At 67.9% G+C, this 17,818-nt stretch carries 13 protein-coding genes and 3 pseudogenes; 5 read left to right on the forward strand and 11 right to left on the reverse strand.

The annotated features are described in order from the left end of the window. The first annotated feature begins 915 nt into the window (after positions 1–915). Positions 916–2,205, forward strand: a complete 1,290-nt coding sequence (locus tag ACWD3I_RS47455) for a hypothetical protein (RefSeq protein ID WP_365414213.1) — start codon at positions 916–918, stop codon at positions 2,203–2,205. Between the two features lie 421 nt (positions 2,206–2,626). Here the strand turns inward: ACWD3I_RS47455 and ACWD3I_RS47460 are convergent, their stop codons facing one another. The 3 genes from ACWD3I_RS47460 to ACWD3I_RS47470 all read right to left on the reverse strand — a co-directional run bounded on the left by ACWD3I_RS47460 (position 2,627) and on the right by ACWD3I_RS47470 (position 4,520). Further along, entirely contained in the window at positions 2,627–3,814 is a 1,188-nt protein-coding gene (locus tag ACWD3I_RS47460; RefSeq protein ID WP_365410846.1) for an aggregation-promoting factor C-terminal-like domain-containing protein, read from the reverse strand. A 55-nt stretch (positions 3,815–3,869) separates the two neighbouring features. Beyond that, a complete protein-coding gene (locus tag ACWD3I_RS47465; RefSeq protein ID WP_365410843.1) occupies positions 3,870–4,043 on the reverse strand; it encodes a hypothetical protein in 174 nt (57 codons plus the stop codon). Positions 4,044–4,211: 168 nt separating this feature from the next. Next, on the reverse strand, positions 4,212–4,520 hold the full coding sequence (locus tag ACWD3I_RS47470; RefSeq protein WP_365410840.1) for a hypothetical protein: 309 nt from the start codon (positions 4,518–4,520) through the stop codon (positions 4,212–4,214). Between the two features lie 160 nt (positions 4,521–4,680). On the opposite strand from ACWD3I_RS47470, the gene ACWD3I_RS47475 reads away from it, so the two are divergent. After that, on the forward strand, positions 4,681–5,676 hold the full coding sequence (locus tag ACWD3I_RS47475) for a helix-turn-helix transcriptional regulator (RefSeq protein ID WP_365410837.1): 996 nt from the start codon (positions 4,681–4,683) through the stop codon (positions 5,674–5,676). Positions 5,677–6,515: 839 nt separating this feature from the next. On the opposite strand, the gene ACWD3I_RS47480 is transcribed toward ACWD3I_RS47475, so the two are convergent. From ACWD3I_RS47480 to ACWD3I_RS47490, 3 genes are all read right to left on the reverse strand, one after another. Then, positions 6,516–7,991 carry a cellulase family glycosylhydrolase gene (locus ACWD3I_RS47480; RefSeq protein WP_451084425.1) on the reverse strand — a complete coding sequence of 492 codons (1,476 nt, stop codon included), beginning with the start codon at positions 7,989–7,991 and terminating at the stop codon, positions 6,516–6,518. Between the two features lie 213 nt (positions 7,992–8,204). After that, complete coding sequence (locus tag ACWD3I_RS47485) at positions 8,205–8,501, reverse strand: hypothetical protein (RefSeq protein ID WP_451084426.1); 297 nt, start codon at positions 8,499–8,501, stop codon at positions 8,205–8,207. Positions 8,502–8,510: 9 nt separating this feature from the next. Further along, entirely contained in the window at positions 8,511–9,734 is a 1,224-nt protein-coding gene (locus tag ACWD3I_RS47490) for a cellulose binding domain-containing protein (RefSeq protein WP_365410831.1), read from the reverse strand. A gap of 345 nt (positions 9,735–10,079) precedes the next feature. Here ACWD3I_RS47490 and fxsT point away from each other — a divergent pair, with 345 nt between their 5' ends. Further along, positions 10,080–12,653, forward strand: a complete 2,574-nt coding sequence (gene fxsT / locus ACWD3I_RS47495) for an FxSxx-COOH system tetratricopeptide repeat protein (protein WP_365410829.1) — start codon at positions 10,080–10,082, stop codon at positions 12,651–12,653. A 91-nt stretch (positions 12,654–12,744) separates the two neighbouring features. Here the strand turns inward: fxsT and ACWD3I_RS47500 are convergent. From ACWD3I_RS47500 to ACWD3I_RS47515, 4 genes and pseudogenes are all read right to left on the reverse strand, one after another. Next, positions 12,745–12,900: pseudogene (locus ACWD3I_RS47500) on the reverse strand (IS5 family transposase); the annotation flags it as partial. A gap of 55 nt (positions 12,901–12,955) precedes the next feature. After that, positions 12,956–13,057: pseudogene (locus tag ACWD3I_RS47505) on the reverse strand (hypothetical protein); the annotation flags it as partial. Between the two features lie 212 nt (positions 13,058–13,269). Next, the gene (locus ACWD3I_RS47510) at positions 13,270–14,394 is read right to left on the reverse strand and encodes a hypothetical protein (RefSeq protein WP_365410826.1); all 1,125 of its coding nucleotides are present in this window, start codon (positions 14,392–14,394) and stop codon (positions 13,270–13,272) included. Positions 14,395–14,640: 246 nt separating this feature from the next. Beyond that, entirely contained in the window at positions 14,641–15,111 is a 471-nt protein-coding gene (locus tag ACWD3I_RS47515; protein ID WP_365410823.1) for a peptidoglycan-binding domain-containing protein, read from the reverse strand. 327 nt (positions 15,112–15,438) lie between these two features. Here ACWD3I_RS47515 and ACWD3I_RS47520 point away from each other — a divergent pair, with 327 nt between their 5' ends. Beyond that, positions 15,439–16,407 (forward strand): AraC-like ligand-binding domain-containing protein, encoded by a 969-nt coding sequence (locus ACWD3I_RS47520; RefSeq protein ID WP_365410820.1) that lies wholly within the window; start codon positions 15,439–15,441, stop codon positions 16,405–16,407. A 222-nt stretch (positions 16,408–16,629) separates the two neighbouring features. On the opposite strand, the pseudogene ACWD3I_RS47525 reads toward ACWD3I_RS47520, so the two are convergent. Then, positions 16,630–16,857 (reverse strand): annotated as a pseudogene (locus tag ACWD3I_RS47525) (IS630 family transposase); the annotation flags it as partial. A 135-nt stretch (positions 16,858–16,992) separates the two neighbouring features. Here ACWD3I_RS47525 and ACWD3I_RS47530 point away from each other — a divergent pair. After that, positions 16,993–17,634, forward strand: a complete 642-nt coding sequence (locus ACWD3I_RS47530; protein WP_365410817.1) for an SMI1/KNR4 family protein — start codon at positions 16,993–16,995, stop codon at positions 17,632–17,634. The last annotated feature ends 184 nt before the right edge of the window (positions 17,635–17,818 follow it).

Below are 17,818 nucleotides of genomic sequence, written 5' to 3' on the forward strand. Positions count from 1 at the left end.
CTGCCCACTGCTCATCCGAGAGATCCCCACGCCCCACACCGGGATCATCACGGCACGAGCCGTGGCGGGACACCCCGTTCTAAAACACGGCCTAGGGGACCCCTAGTTGAGGACTCGCCGGCTCAGTACCCGGTGTTGGTCGGGCACAGGTTGTTGTTGCAGGTGAGCGAACGAAGGTCCGGCCCGAACATCGGCTCAGCCGTGAGGTTGACCTGGTGGGAGGAATGGGCCGTTGGCGGTGGGGGAGGGAGGAGCGGCTGAGCCGCTGATGTTCCTCAAGTCGGGGTCCCCTGAGGTTGCGGGTGGGCGGACTCGGTCCGTGGAGCTACCTCAAGTCGCCATCATCGTGTCATCGGCTCCGCCTACCGAGAGCATGATCCGCCTCGCGATGATCTCCAACCTCGCCAAACGAGCAACCGGCGAAACGCCTATAACTTGGCGCAATCGATGAACCATCCCGTCCTCAACCGGAACGTCCTCTCAGTTCTCGTCGACAATTTCGATCTGTCTGATCGCCAACTGTTACCCGAAACCGTCGACAAACGCCGTGGCCGATTCCCCTGAGCCTCTCCGGGATGTGAATGAAGGCCGCAGGATCTGAGCGCCCGGCACGGAAACGGCAGACGGCAAAAAAGCCCTGGGCATCGACCGGCATGCTTCGTCCGCGGGACTGGATGGCCCCATAGCCCGCCCAGCCTGGACGCTGTCATGGGCGAACGCCCCGTCAGGACGCAACCGGCCAGGGACGTTTGCGGCCATCGGATCTCTCTTCCGGCACCCCTGACCTGCGGCGAGAGTAGTTCCTGACACCGGGCGCCACACCCGTGAACAACCCTCACAGCTGTACCTGCAGGGCAGCTGTCCGGGCCAGGGACGTGCGTTCGCCCACTCGACTTCCGTGCCGCAGGAGAGACCATGAAGCTGAGCAACGTCATTCGCCGTACGTCCGCCGCACTGGCCGTCGGGGCGATGTCCCTGGGGCTGGTCACCGTCGCCGGCGAAGCCGCACAGGCCGTCGCCTCGTGCACCGGGAACGTGTCGATCTACGGCACACTGGCGGACGGCCGGCTGACGTACTCGCAGATCGAGCCGAACACCGGCGACCGCGTGAAGACACTCATCGGCCCGAACCTCGGTTTCACACCGAAGGCGATGGCGACGCTCAACTTCAACACGGTGCTGGTCACTTCGACGGCCGGTGACCTCTACCGCGTCGACATCCAGACCAACAACACCGCCCTCGCACTCGCCGGAGTCACCAAGATCTGGGACGGCGGCTGGACCTTCGACAAGATGGTCTACGACGGCGCCGGCCACCTCTACGGCACGGTCGACGGGCAGCTTCACCAGTACCTGGTGTCGCAGGACAAGCCTTCCGGGTCGGCCCACATAGGCCAGCATGTCGTGATCGACACGGGCTTCGTCCTCAAGACGCTGGCCGCCGCGGGCGACGACCGCATCATCGCCTCCACCTCGGACGGACGCCTGCTCAGCTACAAGATCAACGGCGTGAACGACTGGGACCGCGCGGTGCTGAAGTCGAGCGGCTGGTCGGCGGTCGACTCGCTGTCCTCACCCGGCGGGGGCCTCTACTACGGCCGCACCAACGGCGGCATGTACTGGTACCACGACTCCGACCCCACCGACGCGGACGGCTCCGACATCGCGTACCACCCGAGCGATCCGGTGGACGCCTCCGGCTGGACGCAGAGCCTGCTGTCGGCGTACGCAGACAACTGCGCCTACGTGCCCCCGGCACCGCCGCACTCCGTGCAGGGCGGCACGATCTACCGCAGCGAGGTCATGACCCGGGCCAAGGACTGGTACAACCGCAACATCCAGTACAGCCAGAGCGCTTACGCCACCGACATCGAGGGCGACGACACCTACCGCACCGACTGCTCCGGCTTCGTCTCCATGGCCTGGCACCTCACCTCCTCGCTGACGACGCAGACCCTCGACAACGCCGCCGCGCAGATCTCCAAGGCCGACCTCCGGCCCGGCGACGCGCTGAACTCCAGCAGCGAGGGGCACGCGGTCCTCTTCGCGGGCTGGAAGGACCAGGACGCCGGCACCTTCTACTACTACTCCGAAGGCAGCCCGGACTCGGACATGAACTACCGGTCTGCGAACGCCTACAGCGGCACCATCGACAGCCACCCGGCCTCGGCGTACGTGGCCCTGCGCTACAACAAGATCGCCTGACGCCCCGGCCCCGCCGCATAGCCCCCGAGGGCCCCGCCGACACCGGCGGGGCCCTTTCGGCATGCGCGCATGCCCGGCCCAGGGGTCGGGGGCGGCCGTACCGGCAGACGATGTTCACCCCCCTCGGCCCGCCCGCCCGCACGACAAAGGGCGTAGCCCCCTCCTCCGAAGGGCCGCCCTTGTGTCGTATCCGTAAGCCCGCGCCTGAGGCCCCGGCCTCGCCGCGTCGCCCCCGAGGGCCCCGCCGACACCGGCCGGGCCCTTTCGGCATGCGCGCATGCCCGGCCCAAGGGCGGAGGCGGCGCCGTACCGGCAGACGATGTTCCCCCCTCGGCCCGCCCGCCCGCACGACGAAGGGCGGCACTCCCTCCTCCGAGGGGCGCCGCCCTTGTGCCGTGTCCGTAAGCCCGTAACTACGGTCCTAGTACCAGTTGTTCGCCTGCCAGAAGTTCCACGCGTTGCATGGAGAGCCGTAGCGGCCGTCGATGTAGCTCAGACCCCATCTGATCTGGGTCAGCGGGTTCTCGTGCCAGTCGTCGCCCGCGGAGTCCATCTTGGAGGCGGGCAGCGACTGCGGGACGCCGTACGCGCCGGAGGACGGGTTCGTGGCGTTCCAGCGCCAGCCGCTCTCGTGGTCCCAGAGGTTCTCCAGGCAGGCCCACTGGGAGGCGTTGGCCCAGGCCGCGTCCTTCTGGTTCATCAGCTGCCGCCCGGCCGCCTTGACCTCGGTGATGTTGCCGCGGTCGACGGTGTCCACGGAGGTCGTGCAGGTGTAGGTGCCGGGCTGTGCGGACAGCAGCTTCTGCGTCCAGCCGCTGGTGTTGACCGGGTCGTCGAGGTGGTACGAGATGTCCGCGCCGGAGCCGTCGGTCGGGTTGGCGTCCTTGTACCAGTACATGGCCCCGGTGGAGAGCCGTCCGTAGTACAGCCCGCTTCCCGGGGAGACGAGCTGGTTGAAGCCCGACCAGCCGGAGGACTTCAGAGCGTTGCTCTTCCAGGAACCGGCACCCGCGACGGTGTAGTCGAGCAGCCGCCCGTCCTCGGTGGTGGCGCCGAGCCGGTCGTCGCCGGTGGCGGTGAGGGTCTTCAGGACGAACCCGGTGCCGATCTCGGTGCGTACGCCGATGTGCTGGGAGCCGGCCGGCTTGTCCTCGGTGACGTTGTAGCGCAGCAGCAGGCCGGAGGTGGTGGTGCCGTAGAGGTGGCCGTGACCGTCGTAGGTGAGCTTGTCGTGGGTCCAGCCGCTGTCGGCGATCCTCACCGGCGGGTTCAGCAGGGTGAGGCTGGTGTTGTTGGTCCTGACGTCGACGCGGTAGAGGGCGCCGCTGGTCGAGGTCATCAGGACGGTGTTGAAGTTGAGGGTCGCCATGGCCTGCGGCTCGAAGCCGAGGTCCGGTCCGACGAGCACCTTGGCGAGATCGCCGGTGGCCGGGTTGATCTGGCTGAAGGTGAGCCTGCCGTCGCCGAGTACGCCGTAGATGTTGACGCCGCCCGAGCAGGTGGTGGCCGCGTCGGCGGTGGGAGCGGTCACCGTGAGGAGGGCGGCGCTCAGGGTGGCGGTGGTCAGCAGACCGGCGGCTCTGCGGCCGTGGGTGCGGATGGTCTTCACTTCTGGTTCCCCCGGGGGCGGTTGGTGTCGGGCAGTCAGTGCCGGCGCGGACGGGCTACTGCCAGCCGGCGTCGGTGGGGGCGGCCTGCCAGCCGGCGTCCGCGGTGACGACGGAGGAGAGCTCGGCGGCGTCCGTCCCGTATGCCGAGGGGACGGCCGGGGTGGCGAGGGCCGCGGTGACCACGAGGGAGACGACCGCGACGGCCTTGGCGATACGGGTGCGAGGCATGGCTGTCCGTTCCTTCCGGGACGAGGGGTGGAGTCCGGCCTGCTGTCGCGTCCCGCGGTGACGCGCTGACCGGCCGGTGATCACCAGGTTCGTCGCCGCCCGGGCCCATGAGAAGGGTTCCTCGGTGGACGGAAAGGGCCTTGGACCGATACGTCCACACGGGCCGCCTCAGTCCACCGGCTGCGCCTCGAACGCCAGAGGTATCAATGGCACCCCGGCCCCCGCCAGTCGCGCTCCCGCCAACTGCGGCACGTCGCGCAGCAGTCGGCCGCAGAAGCGGACGGCCCGTTCCTCGGCCTCTCCCAGCCCGTCGGCCAGCAGGTAGAGGCCCAGGGTGAGTCGGGAGGAGGAGCGGGGATGCACGGCGACGTGCTCGACGCGGTCACCGGGAACGAGGGACGCGTGCACCAACTCACGGACGTCCGGCGGCAGACGGTTGCCGGGAGGGAGTTCCAGGTGCGCGTGGACGAGATACATGCGCTCCAGCGTCTCAACGGATGAGGCCGCCAAGTCCGTCTGACGGGTGGCCGGTTGTGTCCCTGGCCCGTTCCGGCCCGCCCCTGTGACGGAACGTCTCTGTTCTGCGAAGATCGGCGCTGAAGAGGGGGCGTTGTGTGCAGAAAACGGGGGGACGCACGTGCTGACCGCACTCGGGCTCGACGCTGTCGCGGAGACGGTGTACCGCGCCATGCTCAGACATCCGGCCGCCGGTGTCGCGGACCTCGGCGACGCCGTGGGGCTGTCTGAGGAGCAGGTGCGCGACGCCCTCGACACCCTGAGCGAGCTGGCGCTGGCGCGTCCCGCCGCCGGGGACGCGGGGCGGCTGCGGGCGGTCTCGCCGGACATCGGCATGGAGATCCTGATGGCCCGGCAGCAGGCCCAGCTGGCGGCGCAGCAGCAGCGCCTGGAGGCATCGAGGGCGGCCGCGGCCCAACTCATCTCTGAGTACGCCGAGCTGAGGCCGGCCGCCAGCCACCCCGGCGTGGAGCAGCTGGTGGGGCTCGATCAGATCCGCGACCGGCTGGCCGTGCTCACCCGTGAGGTGCGCGAGGAGTTCCTGACGTTCGCGCCGGGCGGGCCGCAGACCGCGGACAACATGGCCGCGTCCCGGCCGCTCAACGAGGATCTGCTCGGCCGTGGGGTGCGGATGCGCACGATCTACCTGGACAGCGTGCGCGCCAACCGGCCCACTGTTCAGCACGCCAACTGGCTGGCCGGGCTGGGCGGTCAGGTCCGCACGGTGCCGTCGCTTCCCACCCGGATGATCCTCATGGACCGGCAGATCGCCATGATCTCCGTCAGCAGCGACGACACCGGCGCCGGCGCGGTGCTCCTGACCGGACAGGGCACGCTCACCGCATTGTGCGCGCTCTTCGAGACCATCTGGGAATCCGCCCAGCCGCTCGGCCGGCTCGTCCCCACCGACGCGCACGGCCTCACCGGCCAGCAGTCCACCGCCCTGCGCCTGCTCGCCGAGGGCCACACCGACGAATCCATCGCCAAGCGCCTCGGAGTCTCCCATCGCACCGCCCGCCGCATAGCCTCCGAACTCATGGAGCGCCTCGGCGCCCGCAGCCGCTTCGAGGCCGGTGTGCGAGCCGTCCAACAGCACTGGCTCCCGTCCCACCCGTAACCCGCGCCCGTACGGTGACCGTGCCTGTCGCCAAGGCGCAGGGCCTACGTGACAGCCGTGCGGGCCACCTTGCTGACGTGCGGCTATGCAGCTGTAGCCGCTGAGCGTCCTGGCGGCACTGATGTCGGCCGGAACGGCGTGCGACCTCTCCTGGCCGGCGCGTTCGGCGGTCTGGGTGATGTGCGGGGGCCGGACTCGTGCGCAGAGGGGCCCGCCCTGTGCGTTGGTCGGACCGAGGCGTCCGATCAGCAGTGGAGAGTCGTTCGGCCGCCAGGCGAGGGCGGGCCGCCTGCTTCTCCTGCGGGGTTCGCTTGCTGAACCTTGAAGGGGTGGGCGGGGCAGGGGATCGATGCCCGTGGGCGTGGCTGAGCAGGTACAACGAAGCCTGGAGGATGAGTGCGACGCGGTGCTTGGGCAGGGTGTCGACCAAGCCGTGGCAGACGTCGTTGCGCAGGTTCATGCCGCGGTCGGGGTCGACGAGGAGCAGCTCCAGGGCGCGGCTCCAGGCCCGGGCCCTTGGCCACGGACACGATAACGGCTCGGGGCGCAGGAGCTGCTGAGGATCTGCTCGACCTGGGGCGGTGCGATGCACACCGCCGCGTCGAGTTCCCCCAGCCAGAAGGAATGGGCATCCGGCTGGTGCGGGGCGCTCCGATATCGGCCGCCGACCGGTTTCACACCCGGAGTCTGGGAGCGGGCGACTCCCCTGGGGGCTGCGGTTCGAGCACCTCGCCACACTCACACTCGTGGTGGTCGAAAGCCGCCCGGGCCGAGTTGTGCCGTTGGGGCATCCGGCCGGGGCGGCGTCGTACGCGGCTGGGCAGCCGCTGGGTGCGTGGTTACGGGGTCGTGTAGGGGTCCTGGCTGATCAGGTGGGCCTTGAGGCCCTCGCCGATGCCAGGTTCCGGGGTGCCCGCCCAGTCCTTGATGAGTACGGCACCAGTGCTGCAGCCCCACGGGTTCCACGTCCAGGCGAGATAGCCCATGCTGTGCGCGTCAGCCCAGTCCACCAACCGCTGCATGTAGTCGAAGCCGCAGTTGTCCTGGCCGAACTCACCGATGACGACCGGTACCTGTTGTGCGAGCGGCGCGACCTGACTGTCCCAGCAGGATTCGGTCGCACAGGCGTTGAAGCTGTACGAATGCCATGACGCGGCGATGTTGTTCACCGGGTCGGTCGGCATGTGTGTCAGCCACTCGCGCATGTCGTTGGCCCACTCCAGGCCACCCAGCATGAGGACGTTGGTCGCTCCGGTGGCCCGGACCGCGTCGACCAGGTCCTGCATGCCGGCCGTCTCATAGGGAAGGCCTGTGCAGGTACCGCCGTCTCGCCAGCACCGCCAGCCGACGGTCTTGTCCCAGTCGGCGGCGATCTCCGGGTACGGCTCGTTGAACAGATCGAAGACGACGGCATCATTGCCCTTGAAGGCGTTGGCGACACCGGTCCAGAACTGGGTGGCGTACTGCGCGTCCGGCATCGGTTTCTGGCAGGTCGCGGTGGCGTCCTTGCAGTGCCAGTCCGGCCCATTGGTGTAGGCGCCCCGCGTCCAGTGCAGGTCGAGGATCGGGGTGATGCCATTGGCCACCAGCAGGTTGACGTAGTCTCTGACGCCCTGCTGGTAAGTGGTTCCGTTGGGCGAGCCGTTGATGCCGAGCCAGCATTCCTCGTTCAACGGCAGGCGTACTGCGTGGATGTTCCAGGTCTTCATCGCGTCGACGGAAGCCTGGTCGACCGGGCCGCTGTCCCAAAGCCCCTTGCCCTGCACGCAAGCGTATTCACCGCTGGAGCGGTCCACACCCAGCAGCCGGTACTGCTTGCCGCTCGCGGTGACGATCTTGTTGCCGGAAACCTTCAGCTCTGGGGCCGGACCACTGGGACCGCTGGTCGGAGTGGTGGTGGGGCTGGGGGTCGGGGATGTCACCGAGCCGGTACAGGTCACGCCGTTGAGTGCAACCGATGCGGGTTCCGGATTGGCGCCCTTCCACGCACCGGTGAACCCGATGGAAGCCGACCCGCCCGTATCCAGCGCCCCGTTCCAGTCGAGGCTGGTGGCGGACACGTGGGTTCCGGACTGTGTCCAGGTGGCACTCCAGCCGTTGGTGACCTTCTGGTCGGAGTTCGGGAAGTCGAACGTCGCGGTCCACCCGCGCACGGGGGAGCCGAGGTTGGTGATGGCCAGGTTCGCGGTGAACCCTCCCGGCCATTCGCTCTGCACCTTGTACGCGATCGAGCAGCCGGTGGCGGCTGCCGATGCGGGCAGGGTGGCGAGGGCAAGGCCACCGAGGATCAGTGCACCGGCGGCGCCGGTGGCCATTAAGGTCTGACGACGTTTCACTTGATCTCCTCGTTGCTGTAAGGGATCGATGAGTTCGATACCCAGCTGATCGACGAGCTGGTGAGCCGGGCCCAGGCCGAGGTCCTGGAGCTTGACCGGTCCACCAGGCGGGTGCTGCGCGCCGTATGGATCAAGGAATCAACAACTGTTGCGCGTGCAGATCCTGTCTGCCCGACGGATCCCACGCGGGCGTCAGCGGCCGATCGGTGAGGAGCTCAGGGCCACGTCGTCGAACCAGAGAGTGTCGTCCCCGGCGCCGTAGCTCTCCCACCCCAGGTGCAGGCCGGTGGGGCGGGGAGGGGCCCTACGGGCGAGCCACTGCCGGTCGATGTTCCGGGTCGCCACCCCGTCCACGTGCAGTCCGGCGACCTCCTGGCCGGTGACCGATGTGCGCATGGACTGGGCGGCGGTGTCGATCTGGAACTGCAGGCACAGCCACCGTCTGGTCGGCAGCGCCGTACGCGTAATGACGTCATGGCCATGATCAATCTCCGAGAGTCAGGACGCGGTGCAGGAGAGGGTGCCGAGGTTTCGGTCGTCGCCGCTGAGCGTCATTCCCCAGCTCGTCGACGCGCCCGGTGTCAGCGAGCCGTTGTAGGAGGCGTTGTGAACGGTGGTGGCGGGGAGGGACGGATCCACCACCGCGTTCCAGCGGTTTGCTACGGTCACACCCCCCGGCAGGGTGTGGTGCACCGACCAGTCGGTGACCGGCCGGGACCCGGTGTTGGTGACCGTGACGTCGGCCTGGTACCCGCCCTGCCATGAGCCGGTCAGCTTCCACTTCGCCGTGCAGGCGGTGTCGCCGGAGGGGCTCGGCGCGGGGGTGGGAGGTGGTGTCCCTCCAGAACTGTCGGTGGTGTAGGAGACGGGGGTGTAGTCCTGCGAGCAGCCTCCCGCGCAGCCAGACGGCAGCGAGAAGGAGTACGTACGGCCGCCGCCCAGCCAGGTGTCGGCTGCGTCGCGGATCCGTATGGTGAAGCTGCTTTGGCCGGAGGTCGTCGGGCCGATGACGTAGGACTGCCCCATGTCGCTGTTCATTGCGGCGTCGGTCCAGGTGCCGTTCGCCAGGTACTGGATGCCGTGGATGCCGTTGGGCAGATGGGAGACGGCGATGGCGGGCCAGTACCGCTGGGCTCCCCTGAGGAAGCCGATACGGATGTCGCCGCTGTAGTCCGGGGCCGGGACGAAGCTCCAGGAGACATGACGGTTGTTCCAGTGGTCCGGGTACATCGTCTCCACTGGGGTGCCGCCGGTCCGGAAGCGGTTGAGGGAGTCGGTTGCCAGGTCGAGGTGGTTGGGGTCGTCCCGGCACCAGGCGTTGGAATCGGCGCAGCTGTCCGCGACGAGCATGGTCATGGTGGCCCCGTTGTACTTGTCGGCCACCCAGGAGCCGTTGCGGCAGAAGGGCTGGCCCGGGGCGCCGTCGTTGGTGCCGGTGCAGTAGTCCCCGATGGTGACCTTGACCCAGCGGCCGCAGTTGCGGCCGTTGTCGAAGACGCCCTTGACCGATGCGCTTGAGTCCGGCACCGGGCGGGGGTAGGTGCTCGAGTAGTCGCCGGGTGTGTTGAACACGTTGAGCGCCACGAAGTCCTGGCTGTCCAGTTCGCGCTGCGGCAGACCACAGCCGCCGTAGGGGCTGCCGAGCCCGGCGAAATGGGTCGCGTTGCCCAGGACCTCAGTTGCGGCGGCACTCGCTGCGGGCGGCTGGGCTGCCGAGGCCATGACGGGTAACGCGGCGCAGCAGAGCGCTGCCAGCAACGTGGCGGTGCGCCTTCGGGCCGGCGAGCGGGGGGTCGAAAGAAGCTGCATGGAGGGATCCGCCTTCTTCGTGACGGGGCGCCGTGACGTTCGTAGGGGAGTCCTCTCGGAGGGAGGGGAGTGAGCGCTGGAACACCTCACCAATGGGAGCGCTCCCACAATATCTGTATCCGGGGACTGTAGAAGAAGGTCATGCCCCTGACAAGGGTGTGGGTTCCCGTCGGAGTTTTCGCCCTGTCCGAGCCGGGGCGGGCCCGGGCCGGACAGGGGTGGAGTCAGCTGAGGTTCCACGGCTGGTTGGTGCCGCCGTTGCAGGTTCACAGCTGGACCGGGGCAGCGTGGAGCCAAGTCCCGGCAGGCACGCGGGCCATAGGCTGGAACGCAGCACGGGGAGCGTGGTTTCGGGGGAGCACGATGAGCACGAACGATGGATCCGGCAAGGCATCTGACGACACGTCGAACCGGCGATGGTTCATCAGCCACGCCGGGGCGGATCGTGCGTGGGCGGAGTGGGTCGGATGGCAACTGCTCGACGCCGGGCACCAGGTCGAGCTGGATTACTGGGACTGGGGTGCGGGCGACAACTTCGTGATGAAGATGAACGCCGCCCTCGCGCATGGTCGGCTGCTGGCGTTGTTCTCCCCGGCGTTTTTCGAGCCGGAGCGGTTCACGACACCGGAGTGGACGGCGATGGTGGCGATGCGGGAGAAGATCACCCCGGTCCGGGTGGCCGAGGTGGAGGCTCCGGCGATCCTGCGTCCGCTGCTGTGCCGGGATCTGTTCGGTCTGAGCCCGGTAGAGGCGCGCAGGGTGTTGCTGGAGGCGGTCGACGGCCCGTCCCGGCCGGATACGGAGCCGCCCTTCCCCGGCCCGGGTGACATGTTGCGGCAAGTCGGAGCCAGCGGCCCCCGCCTGCCTGGGAGTCTGCCGCGGGTGTGGAATGTGCCGACACGGAATGCGGCTTTCACCGGCCGCGACGGCATGTTGGTAAGGGTGAGGGAAGCGCTGGCGTCCGGTCAGCGGGTGGCGGTGCAGGCCCTACACGGCCGCGGTGGCGTCGGAAAGACCCAACTCGCCATCGAGTACGGCCACCGGTTCGCGGGAGAGTACGAACTGGCCTGGTGGATCGCGGCGGAAGATCCGGCGCTGATCCCCGACCAGCTCACCGCTCTCGCCGCCCGGATCGGGGCTGCACCGGGCGGTATGGTGCCTGTCGAGGCGGTGCAGTTGCTGCTGGGGGAGCTGCGGACCCGCTCGCGCTGGCTGCTCGTGTTCGACAACGCCGAAGAGCCCGACGCTCTCGCGGCGTTCCTGCCGGGCGGTTCCGGGCATGTGCTGATCACTTCCCGCAACCCGCACTGGAACAGCTACGCCGTGCCCTTGGACGTCGACACTCTCTCCCGCACCGAGTCCGTGGCGTTGCTGCGCGCTCAGGGAGCGGTTCTGACCGATGCGGACGCCGATGACATCGCCGCCACCTTGGACGATCTGCCGCTCGCGCTGGCGCAGGCGGCCGCGCTGCTGACCCGGGGTTTGTCGGCGGCGGACCTGAAGGAGGAACTGGCGGCGAGCCTGGTGGCGGTGATGGCTCAGGGCCACCCGCCCGGCTACCCGAACGCGTTGGCCGCGCAGGTCCGCCTGACCCGCATCCGCCTGGAGACAGACCACCCCGGGGCCGGGGCGGTGGTGGATGCGCTGGCCCTGCTGGCCCCTGAACCCTTCCCCCTCACCAGCTGTGCTGGCCACCTCCCCGACCCGACGTCCACGCTCCTGGGGGAGACGGTGGGTTCGCGGCTGGTAGCGGTGGGTGCGGTGGAAGCGGTTGCCCGGCATAGTCTGGCCCGGGTTCAGAACGGCACTCTGCAACTGCACCGCCTTACCCAGGAGATGCTCGCGGGCCAGATGGCCAGCCAGGAACACGACCAGGCGATGGCCGATGCCGAAGCACTCCTTGCCGCGGTCTACCCCGGCCGCCCAGACGAGCCGCAGTTCTGGCCGGCCTGGCAGGTCCTGCTCCCGCACGCCCTGGCCATCGACCCCACCCGGCTCACCACCAGCCGAGGCCGGGAGGTGGTGGCGGATGCGTGCTGGTATCTGATGGACCGTGGTCAGGCCCGCCCGGCCCGGGAGCGGCTGCAACGGCTCTACGACGCCTGCCTGCAGCAGCTGGGCCCCGACCACACCGACACCCTGGAGGCCGCCCACAACCTGGCCCGCGCCTATGACGAAACCCAGGACCACGAGCGCGCCCGCGCGCTGGACGAAGACAGTCTCGCCCGCCATCGACGCCTCCATGGTGAGGACCACCCCGGCACCCTGGTCAGCGCCCGCAGCCTCGCTGTCCGGTTGTGGGCGCTGGGGCGGCATGAGGAAGCCGTCGCCCTGGACGAGAAGACGTTGGAGGTGCAGCGTCGGGTGTGGGGGGCGGAACATCCGTACACACTGCTCACGGCGACGGGACTGGCCGTCGAGTTGGCGTCCGTGGGCCGGGTGGAGGAGGCGCTGGTGTTGGAGGAGGAGACGTTGGAGCGTCGGCGTCGGGTATTGGGCGAGGATCATCCGGACACGCTGCTCACGGCGTCGAACCTGGCTATCCGGTTGGCGGATGTGGGACGGGTCGAGGAAGCGGTGGTGTTGGGGGAGAGGACGTTGGAGGTGCAGCGTCGGGTGTTGGGGTCGGAGCATCCGCACACGCTGGACACGGCGCACAACCTGTCCGTCCGGTTGGCGGAGGTGGGTTGGGTGGAGGAGGCGTTGGTGTTGGGGGAGGAGACGTTGGAGGCGCGGCGTCGGGTGGTAGGGCCGGAGCACTCTGACACTCTGCACTCCGTCGAATTGTTGGAGTGGTTGGAGTGGAAACGAGCTGATGGAAGGGAGGGCTAACACCCCTGGTACGCCGCCTTTGGAACGTTCACCGGCGCATGCCCAGGGCATTGAGGGCCTCAGAGGACGTTCCGGTTGAAGACGGGATGGTTCATGGATTGTGCCAAGTTATGTAGTCCCGGGCGAGGCAGCGGTGCAACATGATCCAACCAAAACTTCGCTCTACTGCCCAGCGTCTGGCGATCACTGAGCATCCGTTGACCTGTGGGTTCCTCGGGACGACGGCGACATCGATACCGAGGCATGCCGAGGGCGGTGAGGGCGTCGCGTCGCTTGGGGCTTAGCTTGGCGGCCCGCCTTCGGGTGTTGGAAATGAACGACCTCAGCCCGAGAAGCTCGCAGTCGACGTTCTCGCGGTGCTGCCGAGGCACGCGGAGGTGTTCCTCGCGGGCGTGGAATACCATCAGGTCGCGTCCCCGCGGGTGCCCTCGTACCCAGCTACCCGCTCGCGGGCCAGCCTCGCACCGCCGCAGTCCCACCCCCGCGAGTGGCGATTGAGGGCGTCACGGCGCTCCGTACACCACGTCCTGGACATGGCGATCGGCCTTGTGAGCACGAACGACAGCGGCACGCGGCGTCGCCGGCTCACCGCAGAGGAGCTCACATCCGCACGGATTCAAGGCAGGGACGTCGGTGTTCCTTCGGCTGGCTGCTGCATCGTGCCCTGAGGTGCTGGCGTCGGAGCGACCAACGACGTCGACCAAGCGGTGGCCAAGACAGTGGCGATCGCCGTTGCGACAGCCACGATGAATGTGGTGGCGGGAGTGAGCAGACTTCCCGCGCTGCGCAGGCTGCGCACGTCGGTCCACCGATATCCGACGTCTCTGATCAGGAGGACTTCGAAACCAAGACCGAGGGCGAGGCAGGTGACCACCGATGTAGCGAGGGCGAAGGACCCGCTAACCAGCCACCCGTCTTCGCTTGTGACGACGTTGGTGAGTTCGCATGCCGCGATGACCAGCAGAAAGCGGACAGCCTTTGTGACGGGGGAGTCGCCGCGCAACTGTGGGTAGGCATAGCCGAACACGGCGCCGTACAGAGACCAGTGTGCGGCGTGCAGTATGAAGGCTGCCATCTGCAGATTGTTCGTGGGGGTCTCTAGCCAGGCTGCGCCGTAACTGGCGATGAAGGCCCAGGCCCAGGGAATCGAGGAGACGAGGGCGATGAGTGCGCCGAATCCGGCGCGTTGCCGTGGTGTCCAGTGCCCGCCCTGCCCCAATGCGCGGTGGCGTAGGTTCTGTTCCTGAGCGAGGGGCCCTACCCCCGGATCGTGCGGGGCGAGCTGATGCCATCGCCGCTGCCAGGCCCGTGGTGTGACGTCGGAACCGGCCAGTTGGACGCGCGAGTTGCGCAGGTACCTGCGACGGGCGGCGCTGAGGGTCTGAGCCTGTATGAGCTGGTCGACGGCGCGGGCACGAGCCGCGTCGGATCCGTTCGGATCCACGTGCGGGGTTGCAGTGACAAGCCATCCGGCCCCGATCAGGGCGAGCATCCAGCCGAACACCGCAGGCGGGTACAGGGCATAGCCAAGGGCGTTCTCCCACCACGTACTTGCTGTCAGCGCTGCAGTGAGGAGCACCGCGCACAAAGCACGCGGGGCGCTTGACCATGGCGTGGCCGAGCGGCTGTGGTGGCGCAGACCCACGAGACAGAGGACCGGGACGCACACGCTGGCGATGGATGCGACGGAGCCGAACACCGCCTCTGTGCTGGCGTAGCCGTTGTCCGTGTAGGCGAACATCGAGGGGGCACTGCAAGCCCGTGTGGACCGGTTGTCGGCCACGACCAGGCTCGCCCCCGAACACTGCGGCCACAGTGACGAGGTGCTTCGCCACAACGGCGGCCCCGCGTTGCTCACCGTCCAGTTCCAGTCCGACACCAACTGGCAGGTCCGTTACGTGTGCCAATGCCTACGGTATTGGACTGCAAGGCAGACGCCGACGCCGACCTCAGGCACAGAGGGCGGCGTCGACAGACGTTGTGGTGACTAGAACGAATGGGTGTCGCAGTAAGGGTAAACGCCCCCGTTGGCGACGTCCTGGCCATATCCCAGCCACTTGATCGCATTACGGGTTGCCGGCCCGTAGACGCCGTCTGCGCTCAGGCCGAGCATTGATTGGAGCCACCGAACGGCATCCACCGTGCCGGTGCCGTAGATCCCGTCTGCCCCTCCGGTGTCGCGGATCCGATCGGCGGCGTAGGTGTCGCTGTAGCAGCGAAGGATAGCTGTCTGCAGCGTCTTCACGGCGTTTGAGCTGCCCGTCTGATATTGCATGTAACAGCTCGTACCGTTACCGGTGCGCGCGGGAACTGTGTAGCTTGCCAAGTACCCATCGGCGCGCTTCACCGTCGTGTTGCACGGACCGTAGGCGGCGTGGGCGGGCGCAGTCATCATCGGGCTGGCCGTCAGGCCGGCGGCGAGGAGGAGAGCCAAAGCCCCCAACGCTGCGATCCGCATGCGGAGCGTCGTTGATACTCGTTGCACGATGCAATCCTTCTGGTCGGTGATGCCGTCTCAGTGAAGGCCTCGCCCATGGACCTTAGGGTCATCGTGGGCTTCGGACTTTGCCATCCGTGCAGGGAACTTTGTCAGTAGTGCACAGCCGCAAGTTGACGCCGCATCAGGTGAGGGTCCTGTGTGTGCCTGTCGAAGCCGTTGTGCAGCGAGAGAGAATCTCGCGAAACTGATGGCGGGAACCGTCCGTGTCGAGGGGGGTCTTGTGGGGGAACGGGCCGAGTTACTGTCAGGCCGGCTCTGCGATCGATGCAGACGAAGGTCTGCGTCATGAGCCCGGTCCTGGACACCGCGTTCATACCGCCGCGCGACCGGGAGGAAGTGGTCCGCAACGCGGTGTGGAAATCCATGGTGGCGGTCGATATCGACCATGGTCCTGCGGCTGAGGACATCTCCGTTCGCATCGGGCTCGGCGCCGCGGGGCCCATCAGGATGTGTTCGGCGCGGGCGACCGCGGTCACCCTCCGTCGCACGGAGCGGCTCGCCCGGGAGGACGAGGAGCCGGCCGTCACCCTCGGTGTGCAGATGACGGGTAGCAGCGTGGTGGTGCAGAACGGTCGCGAGTGCCTGCTGAGGCCGGGGGAATTCGCCGTCTACGAATCGATCGCTCCCTACACACATCTCTTCGACGAGGGAGTCGACTACCGCTTCATCCGTTTCCCCCGCGCGGCACTCGCGCTCCCCGACCGGTTGCTCCGTGACATCACCGCGGTTCCGCTGGGATCCGACAACCCCGTTGCGCGCCTCGCCTTCACATACTTCTCCCAACTGGCCGTCACCGACGAGTTGCACCAGGGCGTGCACGCCGACGCCGTCGTGGAACCCAGCATCGAACTCCTCCGTGCCGTCCTGACGTCCCAGCACGGCAACGCCAGCCTGGCCAGAGCACCGTTGGAGGCGACCCTCAGCCTGCGGATCACTCACTACCTCCGGGAGCACTTGGCTGATCCCGATCTGTCGGCGGCACGGATCGCCGCCGCACACGGCATCTCCGTGCGTCATCTCTACGCTGTGCTGTCCCGGTCGGGCATCACCCTCGGAGACTGGATCCGTACACGCCGCCTGGCCGAATGCAGGCGAGAGCTGGCCGGCCCCAACGGCCGACTGCGGACTATCGCGGCGATAGGACGGAGTTGGGGCTTCGTGGACGCGACCCACTTCAGCAGGGTGTTCAAACAGACGTACGGAATCTCGCCTCGGTCCTGGCGCGACCAGAGCCACCCCCGTTCCTCCGCGTGATGGTTTCCGCGCGGCCGCGTTTGGCGTGACCTGCCTTGGACGCTCGGCCTGGGCCCGGGGTCAGACCGAGCGGACCATCGAACTCATGCCCCACGGAACCGGCTTCGACCGGACGGTAAGAAGGTCAGCCGCCAGGAGCAGGGCCACGAGTATGCAGAAGCCCAGCTCATCGCGCTTGGAGCGCCGGTGCCGTGGGCTGGCTGCATAAGTTCGCCAAGTTCGTCACGCCGCGGCGGCGACGTGACGTCCGCCCCAGCGGATGCCTCTCTCACTGCGGATCCGGGCGCGTTCCTTGCGTTCGGCGGCCAAGACCTCGCGTTGACGGGCATTGGCGTTGTGCCACCGCAAGTAGGCGTGCAGGGCCCGGGTCTGCACGGTGTGGTTGGGGTGTCGGGAGTTGGCGATGGTGAACTGCCGCAGCGGTGCGAAGCGGGCCTCGATCGGAACTGGCGCGGAACCTGACACGGGAGCAGACCCGGACCACTGGACCAAACGCTCAGTGAGAAACCATCCTTGAACTCCGTTGGGTGTCCTGGCCGTTGATGAGTCGGGATCCTGTGCCTCTGGCCGGGTGGAGGAGGGTGCGTGAGTGTCGAGGAGTCGTGGGGCAAGATCGAGCGCTGGATAGCCCAGCATGCGCCGGAGGAAGAGCCATTGCCCGCTCCGTGCACGCGCGCAGACCTGGATGCCTTGTACGAGTCTTTGGGCGGGCAACTGCCGGACGACGTCGAACGCTCACTGCTGCGTCACAACGGCTCAGGCCTGACCGTGATCATCCCGCCCGGGTTCACGCTACTGAGCGTCGAGGACATCCTCGAGAATCGTGCGGACTGGTTGAAGTACGCGGCACCTGACGACAAGAACCTGACAGCAGGAGATAAACCACTCCTCGTCCCGATCGCGACGTTGAGCGTTATCCAGCTCCTGGTCGACATCAGGACAGCCCGTCTTGGCGAGTGGGACATCCAGCAGGGCTTCGTCTGGGAGCGTGATCCCCTGTGGCGCTCCTTCGCAAGTGCCCTGGAGTTCGTCGGGAACGTGCTGGCCTCACCGCCTCCTTGGATCGCGATACTGCGGGGCGACGACGAGTGGGAAGTAACCAACAGGGACCCGGATTTCCCCGGGACGCTCGTCTGGACCGAAGACCCCGTCGACTGGCCTCCCACCGGCCTGGAAGCAGCCCCGAGTACCTCTCATCGCCAAGGTACGGGTCGTCCAGCCGCTTGAAGCGCAGCCCTCCCAGCCACTCGTGCGCCACCGACGGGTCGATGTGCCAGCGGCTCTTTGCCGGGCGGATCAGTTTGGGCACGGGTGCTTCTTGGGGCAGGTCGGATAGCCAGAACCGCGCGGCCGCCGGCCGCTGGTGCCGGAGGCCTTGGTCAAGGTCACCGGCACCAGCGGTGCCGTGGAG

Source organism: Streptomyces sp. NPDC002817, assembly GCF_053592055.1.

Coding starts and splice junctions, on each gene's coding strand:
- ACWD3I_RS47510 (WP_365410826.1), bottom strand. CDS start 14,394: ATGTTCGCCTACACGGACAACGGCTACGCCAGCACAGAGGCGGTGTTC.
- ACWD3I_RS47520 (WP_365410820.1), top strand. CDS start 15,439: ATGAGCCCGGTCCTGGACACCGCGTTCATACCGCCGCGCGACCGGGAG.
- ACWD3I_RS47490 (WP_365410831.1), bottom strand. CDS start 9,734: ATGGCCTCGGCAGCCCAGCCGCCCGCAGCGAGTGCCGCCGCAACTGAG.
- ACWD3I_RS47480 (WP_451084425.1), bottom strand. CDS start 7,991: ATGGCCACCGGCGCCGCCGGTGCACTGATCCTCGGTGGCCTTGCCCTC.
- ACWD3I_RS47470 (WP_365410840.1), bottom strand. CDS start 4,520: ATGTATCTCGTCCACGCGCACCTGGAACTCCCTCCCGGCAACCGTCTG.
- ACWD3I_RS47455 (WP_365414213.1), top strand. CDS start 916: ATGAAGCTGAGCAACGTCATTCGCCGTACGTCCGCCGCACTGGCCGTC.
- ACWD3I_RS47515 (WP_365410823.1), bottom strand. CDS start 15,111: ATGCGGATCGCAGCGTTGGGGGCTTTGGCTCTCCTCCTCGCCGCCGGC.
- ACWD3I_RS47465 (WP_365410843.1), bottom strand. CDS start 4,043: ATGCCTCGCACCCGTATCGCCAAGGCCGTCGCGGTCGTCTCCCTCGTG.